7 protein-coding genes and 1 tRNA gene are annotated in these 9,915 nt (G+C 66.1%); 3 read left to right on the top strand and 5 right to left on the bottom strand.

The features are described from left to right. Nucleotides 1–76: 76 nt before the first annotated feature. The 5 genes from ACRDU5_RS23365 to ACRDU5_RS23345 form a co-directional block, all read right to left on the bottom strand. Entirely contained in the window at nucleotides 77–1,444 is a 1,368-nt protein-coding gene (locus ACRDU5_RS23365; protein ID WP_526617368.1) for a macrolide-binding ATPase MABP-1, read from the bottom strand. Between the two features lie 29 nt (nucleotides 1,445–1,473). Continuing rightward, nucleotides 1,474–2,265 (bottom strand): alpha/beta fold hydrolase, encoded by a 792-nt coding sequence (locus tag ACRDU5_RS23360; protein WP_526617367.1) that lies wholly within the window; start codon nucleotides 2,263–2,265, stop codon nucleotides 1,474–1,476. 33 nt (nucleotides 2,266–2,298) lie between these two features. Continuing rightward, nucleotides 2,299–3,141, bottom strand: a complete 843-nt coding sequence (locus tag ACRDU5_RS23355; RefSeq protein WP_526617366.1) for a cyclodehydratase — start codon at nucleotides 3,139–3,141, stop codon at nucleotides 2,299–2,301. A 51-nt stretch (nucleotides 3,142–3,192) separates the two neighbouring features. Further along, on the bottom strand, nucleotides 3,193–3,780 hold the full coding sequence (locus ACRDU5_RS23350) for a hypothetical protein (RefSeq protein ID WP_526617365.1): 588 nt from the start codon (nucleotides 3,778–3,780) through the stop codon (nucleotides 3,193–3,195). Nucleotides 3,781–3,897: 117 nt separating this feature from the next. Continuing rightward, nucleotides 3,898–5,247, bottom strand: coding sequence for a zinc-dependent metalloprotease (locus ACRDU5_RS23345; protein WP_526617364.1), 1,350 nt, complete (start codon nucleotides 5,245–5,247; stop codon nucleotides 3,898–3,900). A 93-nt stretch (nucleotides 5,248–5,340) separates the two neighbouring features. On the opposite strand from ACRDU5_RS23345, the gene ACRDU5_RS23340 reads away from it, so the two are divergent. The 3 genes from ACRDU5_RS23340 (at nucleotide 5,341) to ACRDU5_RS23330 (ending at nucleotide 9,807) form a co-directional block, all read left to right on the top strand. Then, nucleotides 5,341–6,366: a YlbL family protein gene (locus tag ACRDU5_RS23340; RefSeq protein ID WP_526617363.1), complete on the top strand. Its 1,026-nt coding sequence runs from the start codon at nucleotides 5,341–5,343 to the stop codon at nucleotides 6,364–6,366. Between the two features lie 78 nt (nucleotides 6,367–6,444). Beyond that, the gene (locus ACRDU5_RS23335; protein ID WP_526617362.1) at nucleotides 6,445–9,459 is read left to right on the top strand and encodes a UPF0182 family membrane protein; all 3,015 of its coding nucleotides are present in this window, start codon (nucleotides 6,445–6,447) and stop codon (nucleotides 9,457–9,459) included. Nucleotides 9,460–9,733: 274 nt separating this feature from the next. Beyond that, a tRNA-Met gene (locus tag ACRDU5_RS23330) sits at nucleotides 9,734–9,807 on the top strand. Nucleotides 9,808–9,915 lie beyond the last annotated feature (108 nt).

The following is a 9,915-nucleotide window of genomic DNA, read 5'->3' as shown; positions in this document are numbered from 1 at the left end:
GCGCCCGCGCGGCCGGCCGCGCAAGAACACCGAGGAAAGCCCGGCAGCCGCGTAAGCGCTGCCGGGTCTTCCCGAACTAAGCCGCTTCTTCGGCGAAACCCGGGACTAGTTGGGTGGCAAGCTCTCTGGCGGGAATGTGCGCATCGAGCTGGCAGGAGATCGCGACGTTGGAGGCGATCACCCGCATCGGGATTGCCAACTTGACCGGAATGTCCATCTGCCGGGCCGCCCTGATCTGCGCCACCGACCGGTCCATGTTGACCGCGGTCATCTTCTGCAGCCACTTGCGGGTGTAGTGAAAGACCTCGACCTTCAGGGGCTCCACGTATTGCCGCAGCATGTCTTCCATTTCGCGGGTCGATACCTGCTCGCCCTTCTGGATGAAGCCGATCTTCTCCAGGGTGGGCAGCAGGTTGTCCCAGTCCTTGTCCAGCGCGTAGCGCGTCGCCAGGCCGAGCTCGATCGGAATTCCGCCCGGCATCGGGGCCACCGCACCGAAGTCGATGACGCCCATCTTGTCGTCGGGCAGCAGCATGAAATTGCCCGGATGAGCGTCGCCGTGCATCATCTCGAGCCGGCGTGGGGCGTCATAGGTCAGCTCGAACAGCCGGGCGCCCATCAGGTCGCGCTGTTCGGTGGTGCCGTCCCGGATGATGTGCGACATCGGGATTCCCTCGATCCATTCCTGGATCACGACCTTGGGCGCGCTTGCCACGATGTGCGGAACGACGAAATGTGGATGTCCCTCATAGGCTTTGGCAAAGGCGCGCTGATTGTCGGCCTCCAGCCGGTAGTCGAGTTCCATCTCGGTGCGTTCGATCAGCTCGTCGACCACGCCCTGCACGTCGGCGCCGGGGGAGAGCTGCTTGAGCACGCTGACCATCCGCTTCATGGTCTTCAGGTCGGCGCGCAGCGCCTCGTCGGCACCGGGGTACTGGATCTTGACCGCGACCTCGCGGCCGTCCGACCACACCGCCTTGTGCACCTGGCCGATGCTGGCCGACGCCACCGGTTGGTCGTCGAACGAGGCGAACCGCTCGCGCCACTTGGTGCCCAGCTGCGCGTCCAACACCCGATGCACCTTGGCGGCCGGCAGCGGCGGCGCATCCTTCTGCAGCTTGGTCAGCGCCTCCCGGTACGGCTTGCCGTACTGCTCGGGGATGGCGGCCTCCATCACCGACAGCGCCTGACCGACCTTCATCGCGCCGCCCTTGAGCTCGCCAAGGACGGTGAACAGCTGCTGGGCGGCCTTGTCCATCAGCTCCGCGTTGACATCGTCTTTCGACGTGCCGGTCAGCCGTTTGCCGAACCCCAGGGCCGCCCGGCCCGCCATGCCGACGGGCAGGCTCGCCAGCTTCGCATTGCGGGCGGCGCGGCCCCGTTTGATGTCAGTCACCAGACCATCATCCCCTACGGTTCTGACGACCCGGCAACCATCTGGCAACAGCTGTTTTCAGGGAAACCGTGCGGCTGCTACCTGTTGAAAAAATCCGCGGTGCGCCGTGTCCACGTCATGACGTCGTCGACGGTGCGGGCGATGTGCAGCGTTGATGTGGGTATCAGCTCGGCGAGGCGCTCTGCGGTCGACACCGGATGAAGCGGATCGGTGTCCCAGGCCAGGATTAGCGCGGGCTGCGAGAGCGGGCTGAGTTTCGTGGGGTCGGGCAGGTCGGAAAGTCCAATGCCGCGCAGTACCGCCGATGCCGATTCATCGTCGATGTCGGGGTCAAACTTGCCCTGCGGGTAGTCGGCGAATATTGGGAGCGGCGGTGCATCAGCCCACTGCTGTCGCCATGCGGCGGCGCCGATCTCGTCGATGGTGTCGGCGGTGTCGAAGTACCAATGTCGCTGCTGATTTGGGCCGGATTCCCAGGCCACGGGTGGGACCAGAAGGGCCAGTCGCCGGAATCGTTCGGGAGCAGCTAACGCTGCATACAGCACCGCGGCTGCGCCGAGGGAGGAGCCGGCGAAGTCGATCGGTTCGTGGATTTCGGCGGCATCGAGCAGGCCGAGCAGGTCGTCGGCGGCCTGCTCGAATCGGTAATTGGCCGGTTTGGCGTTTCCAGTGGATTGGCCGTGAGCGCGCTGATCGTAGGTGAGCAGGCGGCGGCCGGCGCCGATTTCGTCGAGGTCGAAGATGCCCAGGCCCCGTACCGCGGCCCGGCTCAGGAGCACGCCATGCGCATAACCAACGGGTGCTCCAGTTCCGCTGATTTGGTAGGCGATGGTCGCGCCGTCGGTCGCGAAGTACTGGTCGGATGTCATGGTTGCACGATACCCCCCCGGGGTACTTGACGTTTAGCAGAAGCATCGAGGGTGCCGCGACCACCGGCGCGCCACGATCGAGCCGGTGTTGACGTCGAACTCGAGCGTGGTGTCCAACGTGGACGGTGGCCCGGGTGCCCCGTTGGACCCGTTGCCGCCGCGAACGGCGCGGATGACGTGATCGACCTGGTTTAGTGCCAGCGCCGCGGTGGCCAGCACGGTGGCTCGATCGGCACTTCCGACGGTGTCGCGCAGCTGCGCCGCAACGGCCGGCCAGGCCGCGTCCCGGTCGCTGCGATGCAGATCCGCGCAGCCCAGACAGCTGGTGACACCCGGAATGACCAACGGCCCGACCAGACCGGCGCCGTCGCGAACCCGCACGGTCAGGTGCGGCACCCGCGCGACATGCAGCTCGCGCAGCATCCGCGGGTCGGCCACCAGGTAATCCGACAGCACAACCAGGTCGGTGGTCTCCGCCGTGACGGCGGCGTGCGGCAGGCTGCTGTGCTTGATCCGGGCGCCCGAGCAGCGCAGCGCACTGGTCAGCAGATCCGACAGTGGTCCCCGGCCATGGATTCGGATGGACGCCGAACGGGTGCGCCGACACGGTGTGCTGGTGGCGGACACCACACCGGCGTCCACCAGCGCCGCCACCAGGTCGACGATCACGGACGCGTCGACGCCGTCGGCCAGCGCGTGAACCTCGGCAACCGTGGCGCCCGATTGCATCACGCGCAGCAGTTCGGCCAACGCCGGCGCGGTCAACCCGCGCGGCGGGCGGACCAGCACGGCGCGCCGCGGATCCCAGCCCACCTGCACCACCCCGTCGGGGCGCAACAACACCGGCATGGCGGGGTTGAGCGCATAGCGCTTCATGGGGTGAGGATGCCACGCCGCACCGCCAAGCCGGCGAGGTTATCCACAGCCCTAGCCAGGGCGGCTGGACGCGGCTGGACCGCCGCCGCGCGTCCACACAACCCAGGCCAGTGGCCACAGCGCGATCAGCGCGGCTGCACTCTGCAGATAGAACTGGACGGCGGCGAACGGCACCAACCGGGACGCCGCCATGACGATGAGCGCACCCACGACGACCCAGCTCAGCATCGGGTTCAGGGCCCCGTGGCGGAGGAGTGCTACCCCAACGCACACCACGCCGGCCGCAAAGGCGAGTGCTCCGATGAACAGCACCGGCACGAACCACTGGTCTAGGGCTACCTGGGCGGCTTCGGGATCGGCGCCGGTCTCGACAGCTGCGAGTGGTGCGAACTCCATCCCCGGCAGCACGGCATTAGACACGCTGCCGATCACGATCAAGCCCAGACCGATTGCACTCCAGGCCTTGTCACCCGCTTCGCGGAGGAAACCGCGGATGGCGATGAATGCGAGGATGAGGGCCGCAGAGGCGAGGGCCGCCGTCAGATGTGCGAGGCCCCACCGAGTGGTGTCGTCGGTCACGGCCTCGGCGACTGCGGCGTGATCCGGCAACCGGCCAGGGAGGTAGGGGTGCCAGATCATCGCGGCGAACAGTATGGCGGGCGCGATGGCCACAAATGTGGCACGCGTGACGGATCTCGCCCTGTCGAAGTCCTCCACGTCGCCAGCCCTCCTTGGTCCCCGACAGCCCCCTAGTGCTTACGAGTCCTTGCTGTCGTCCTGCCCGTGGTCGGGATCCTTGTCCAGATCGGCGATGGCTTCCTCGATGGCGCTGTCGAAGCCGCTGGTATCGCCGCCGATGATCCTGTCGATGAAGCCGGCCGGCTCGTCGAGATCGTCCGAATGGGGCAACAGGTCCGGGTGCTGCCACACCGCGTCGCGGGCGTCGACACCCGCGGCCTCGGTCAGGCGCTCCCACAACACCGCGGCCTCCCGCAGCTTGCGGGGTCGCAGCTCCAGGCCGACCAGCGTCGCAAAGGTCTGCTCGGCCGGGCCGCCGGTGGCCCGCCGCCGGCGCAGCGTTTCACTCAATGCCGACGCGCCCGGGATCCGCTCGCCCAGCGCATCGTTCACCACGGTCTGCACCCAGCCCTCGATCAGCGCCAGCAGGGTCTCCAGCCGGTCCAGGGCCGCGGTCTGCTCGGGGGTGGCCTTCGGCTCGAAGATGCCCTGGTTCAGCAGCTGCTCCATCGCCGACGGGTCGGTCAGCGACGCCGGATTGAATCCCTGCGCGAACTCCTCGATGCCGCTCATGTCGATCTTCATGCCCTTGGCGAAGGCCTCGACGGCGTTGAGCAGCTGGCTGGCCAGCCACGGCACATGGCTGAACAGCCGATGGTGTGCGGCCTCACGGGCGGCCAGGAAGGTCAGAATCTCGCTGCGCGGCTGTTCGAGACCCTCGGAGAGGGACTCGACGGCATCGGGCATCAGCGCGGCGACACCCTTGGGGCCCAGCGGCAGCCCGATGTCGGTCGATGTCAGGACTTCGCGGCTCAACTTGCCCAGCGCCTGGCCGAGCTGCGAGCCGAACGCCATGCCGCCCATCTGCGTCATCAACGACAGCAGCGGGCCGGCCATGCTCTTGGCTTCCTCGGGAAGCGCGGACGCCCACACCGTCGAGATCTGCTCGGCCACCGGGTCGCACAGCCGCTTCCAGGTTTCCAGGGTGTTGTCGATCCAGTCGTTGGGAGTCCATGCGACGGCCTTGGTGGTGCCGGCCGGCAGTGCCGTCACCCCGTCCAGCCACGTCTCGGCGAGGTGCACCGCGTCGGCGATCGCCGTGCCGGTTTTTTCCGGGACGGGGGCGACGAAGCCGATCGAACTCGACGCCAGCTGGCGTGCGAGATCGTAGTTCACCGGACCGGACTGGTTGCCGCCGGTCATCACGCTGCCTGCGCCGCTGAACATCTCGCCGAGGCGGCTGAAGATCTGACCGAGCTCGGAGATGTCAAACGACTCCGACCCCGAATCACCCGCGCCGGAATCCTTCTTGCGCTTGTCGCGCTCGGGGTCATCCCCGGAGGGGAAGCCGAAGGGCTGGTCAGCCATGCCCTCAACGGTACTCATGACCAGCGGGTCGCGCGGGCGCCCGGGTCACGCTCTCAGTGAACCTGGCAGCCGCGGCCGTCTAGTGTTGGCGGCGTGAACAGGCGGATTTCGACGTTGCTGGTCGCCTTTGTGCCGATCTTGGCGTTCGGGCTGTTGCTCGCGATAGTGACGGTGCCGTATGTGGCGCTGGGCCCCGGCCCGACGTTCGACACCCTCGGCGAGGTCGAGGGCAAGGAGGTCGTGGACATCGAGGGCACCGATGAGCATCCGACGTCGGGGCACCTCAACATGACCACCGTGTCCCAGCGCGACAACCTCACCCTGGGCCAGGCTTTGACGCTGTGGATGTCGGGCCGTGAACAGGTGATTCCGCGTGACCTGGTCTACCCGCCGGAAAAGTCCAAGGACGAAATCGACCAGGCCAACACCAAAGACTTCAAGCGATCCGAGGACAGCGCCGAATACGCCGCGCTGAGCTATCTGAAGTACCCGTCGGCGGTCACGGTGGAGATCGTCAACGAGGACGGACCGTCGGAAGGCAAGCTGGCCGAGGGCGACGCCATCGACGCGGTCAACGGTGTCCCGGTGACCGGCGGCCTGGATCAGTTTCAGCAGATGATGGAGAAGACCACTCCCGGCCAGGAGGTGGTGATCGACTTCCGCCGCAAGAACGCGCCGCCGGGGGTCGCGACTATCAAGCTGGGCTCCAATCCGGATCGTCCGCACGGGTTTCTGGGAATCGGCGTGATCGAGGCACCGTGGGCACCGTTCACCATCGACTTCAACCTCGCCAACATCGGCGGGCCGTCGGCCGGACTGGTTTTCAGCCTGGCCGTCATCGACAAGCTCACCACCGGCGAGCTGAGTGGATCCAAGTTCGTCGCCGGCACCGGCACCATCAACGCCGAGGGCAAAGTCGGCTCGATCGGCGGCATCACGCACAAGATCGTGGCCGCTCAGGAGGCCGGCGCCACCGTGTTCCTCGTTCCGGCGAAAAACTGCGATGAAGCGAAGTCCGCCCGGGATAACGGCATGGATCTGATCAAGATCGACGATCTGGCCCAGGCGGTGGACGCATTGAAGGCGGTTTCCGCCGGTGGCGAGGCTTCTCGGTGTTGACACCTTCCCGCGGGACCGATGCGTAGAGTTGTGGCACGTCGTCAAGGACGTACATTGGTGAAGACCGGGAGTTGACGAGTGGGTATGCGGCCTGCGGCGAAGATGCCGAAGCTGACGCGGCGTAGCCGAATTCTGATTGCCATCGCGCTGGCGGTGGTGGTGCTGCTGTTGATCGGACCGCGCTTCATCGACGCCTACGTCGACTGGCTGTGGTTCGGTGAGCTCGGCTATCGCTCGGTCTTCACCACTGCGCTGGTCACCCGGCTCGTCATTTTCCTGGTGGTGTCGGTGCTGATCGGTGTCGTCGTGTTCGCCGGACTGGCGTTGGCGTACCGGACCCGGCCGGTCTTCGTCCCCACCAATGGGCCCAACGACCCGGTCGCGCGGTATCGCACCGCGGTGATGACCCGGCTACGGCTGGTGGGCATCGGTGTTCCGGCATTCATCGGGCTGCTGGCCGGAATCGTCGCGCAGAGCTACTGGGAGCGGATCCAGCTGTTCCTGCACGGCGGCAGCTTCGGCGTCTCCGACCCGCAGTTCGGCATGGACCTCGGCTTCTACGCGTTCGACCTGCCGTTCTACCGGCTGGTGCTGCAGTACCTGTTCGTCGCGACCTTCCTGGCGCTGGTCGCCAACCTGTTGGGCCACTACCTGTTCGGCGGCATCCGGCTGACCGGCCGGACTGGGGCGCTGAGCCGCTCCGCGCGCATTCAGTTGATTTCACTGGTCGGAACCCTGGTGCTGCTCAAGGCGGTCGCGTACTGGCTGGACCGTTTCGAGCTGCTCAGCCACACTCGCGGCGGCAAGCCGTTTACCGGAGCCGGCTACACCGACATCAATGCCGTAATGCCGGCCAAGCTGATCCTGATGGCGATCGCGGTGATCTGTGCTATCGCAGTGTTCTCCGCGATCGTGCTGCGGGACTTGCGGATACCCGCGATCGGCGTGGTCCTGCTGTTGTTGTCGTCGATGATCATCGGCGCGGGCTGGCCGCTGATCGTCGAACAGTTCAGCGTCAAACCCAATGCCGCGCAGAAGGAAAGCGAGTACATCAGCCGAAGTATCACGGCCACCAGGCAGGCCTACGGGCTGACCGACGGGATAGTCAGCTACCGCAGTTACAGCGGCGACGCGCAGGCGACCGCCCAGCAGGTGGCCGCCGACCGGGCGACGACGTCGAATATCCGGCTACTCGACCCGACCATCGTCAGCCCGGCGTTCACCCAGTTCCAGCAGGGCAAGAACTTCTATTACTTCCCCGATCACCTCAACATGGATCGGTATCGGGACCGGGATGGAAACTTGCGCGACTACGTCGTAGCCGCCCGCGAACTCAACCCGGACCGGCTCATCGACAACCAGCGCGACTGGATCAACCGGCACAGCGTCTACACGCACGGCAACGGCTTCATCGCCTCGCCGGCCAACACGGTGCGCGGAATCGCCAACGACCCCAACCAGAACGGCGGGTATCCGGAGTTCCTGGTCAACGCCGTCGGTCCGGACGGCAACATCAACCAAGGGCCGGCGCCGCTGGATCAACCGCGCATCTACTTCGGTCCGGTCATCTCCAACACCTCGGCAGACTATGCAATCGTCGGTGAGAACGGTGCGCCCAGGGAGTACGACTTCGAAACCAGCACCGATACCCGCAACTACACCTACACCGGCAGCGGCGGTGTGCCGGTCGGCAACTGGCTGGGCCGGTCGGTGTTCGCCGCCAAGTTCGCCGAGCGAAACTTCCTGTTCTCCAACGTTATTGGCGAGAACAGCAAGATCCTGTTCAACCGCGATCCGGCCGAGCGGGTGGAGGCTGCCGCGCCGTGGCTGACCACCGACACCACCGTGTATCCGGCCATCGTCAACAAGCGGGTGGTGTGGATCGTCGACGGCTACACCACACTGGACAACTACCCGTACTCGGAGTTGACCACGCTGTCGAGCGCCACCGCCGACTCCAACGAGGTGGCCGTCAACCGGCTGGCCCCCGACAAGCAGGTCTCGTACATCCGCAACTCGGTGAAGGCGACCGTAGACGCGTACGACGGCACCGTCACCCTCTACGCGCAGGATGAGCAGGACCCGGTGCTGCAGGCGTGGATGAAGGTGTTCCCGGACACGGTGAAGCCCAAGAGCGAAATCAGCCCGGAGCTGCAACAGCATCTGCGTTACCCGGAGGACATGTTCAAGGTGCAGCGCGCGCTGCTGGCGAAGTACCACGTCGACGATCCGGTGACGTTCTTCTCCACCTCGGACTTCTGGGATGTGCCGCTGGATCCCAACCCGACCGCCAGCAGCTACCAGCCGCCGTACTACATCGTGGCCAAAGATCTTGCGGCCAACGATAATTCGGCGTCGTTCCAGCTGACCAGCGCGATGAACCGGTTCCGTCGCGACTTCCTGGCCGCCTACATCAGTGCGAGTTCGGATCCCGAGACCTACGGCAAGCTCACGGTGCTGACCATCCCGGGACAGGTCAACGGCCCGAAGTTGGCGTTCAACGCGATAAGCACCGACACCGCGGTGAGCCAGGACCTCGGCGTCATTGGCCGCGACAACCAGAACCGCATCCGGTGGGGCAACCTGCTCACGCTCCCGGTGGCCCAGGGCGGGCTGCTCTACGTCGCGCCCGTCTATGCCTCGCCCGGCGCCAGCGACGCCTCGTCGTCATACCCGCGCCTGATCCGGGTGGCGATGATGTACAACGACCAGGTCGGCTACGGGCCCACGGTGCGCGACGCGCTGCGCGAGTTGTTCGGACCCGGCGCCGACGCCACCGCGACCGGGCCGGCGCCGGCCGAGTCGCCGAACGGACAGCCGCTGGCGGCCGCACCGGCGACCGATGGCCAGCCCGCCGCGGCGCCACCCAACCAACCCGGCCGGGCACCGGAGGGGCAGACACCGGTCGCCGCGGTGCCGCCGGGTCCCGGCGGCGCGACCCAATTGTCGGCGGCCAAGGCCGCAGCGCTGCAGGAGGTGAATTCCGCGCTCGGTGAGCTGCGTGGGGCACAGCAAAGCGGTGATTTCGGTGAGTTCGGCACTGCGTTGCAGCGCTTGGATGACGCGATGGAGAAGTACAACGCCGCGAAGTAACCAACTTGGCGTTTGCTACTAATGCGATTTGGGGGCATTTTCACGTTCTGAGCGATCAACCCTTGGGGCGTGGATGAAGCACTACACGCGGCACGCGTGGCGTCGGTTCAGGAGTCTGGGACGCGTCGGCTGGGTCGCCGCGGGGCTTTTCTATAGCTGCAATATCACCCAGGGCTTCGTGCACACCCCCCGCTGCCCGCCGACGAGCTGCTGCGGTGGATCGGCAGTGATTTGGCCTTGCCCTCCGTCCTTCGGTAACCTGGCATTTACCCGACGCGGGGTGGAGCAGCTCGGTAGCTCGCTGGGCTCATAACCCAGAGGTCGCAGGTTCGAATCCTGTCCCCGCTACGACTGTGATGTCTCGGGACATCGTTGACAGATGTCCCGAGACATTGTTGGCATTTAGGGCCTGTTTTCGGGTGAGTTTCCGCATTTGACGCCGCGGGGTTGGTAGTC

Source organism: Mycobacterium sp., from assembly GCF_050701515.1.
In the GTDB taxonomy this organism is placed as follows: Bacteria; Actinomycetota; Actinomycetes; order Mycobacteriales; family Mycobacteriaceae; genus Mycobacterium.
The sequence above is the reverse complement of the archived record's forward strand: the minus strand, read 5'-3'. Positions and strand labels throughout refer to the sequence as shown.

What these genes read in the sequence shown, in the direction of transcription:
- ACRDU5_RS23360 (WP_526617367.1), bottom strand. Translation starts at nt 2,265, where the DNA reads ATGACATCCGACCAGTACTTCGCGACCGACGGCGCGACCATCGCCTAC.
- ACRDU5_RS23355 (WP_526617366.1), bottom strand. Translation starts at nt 3,141, where the DNA reads ATGAAGCGCTATGCGCTCAACCCCGCCATGCCGGTGTTGTTGCGCCCC.
- ACRDU5_RS23345 (WP_526617364.1), bottom strand. Translation starts at nt 5,247, where the DNA reads ATGGCTGACCAGCCCTTCGGCTTCCCCTCCGGGGATGACCCCGAGCGC.
- ACRDU5_RS23350 (WP_526617365.1), bottom strand. Translation starts at nt 3,780, where the DNA reads ATGATCTGGCACCCCTACCTCCCTGGCCGGTTGCCGGATCACGCCGCA.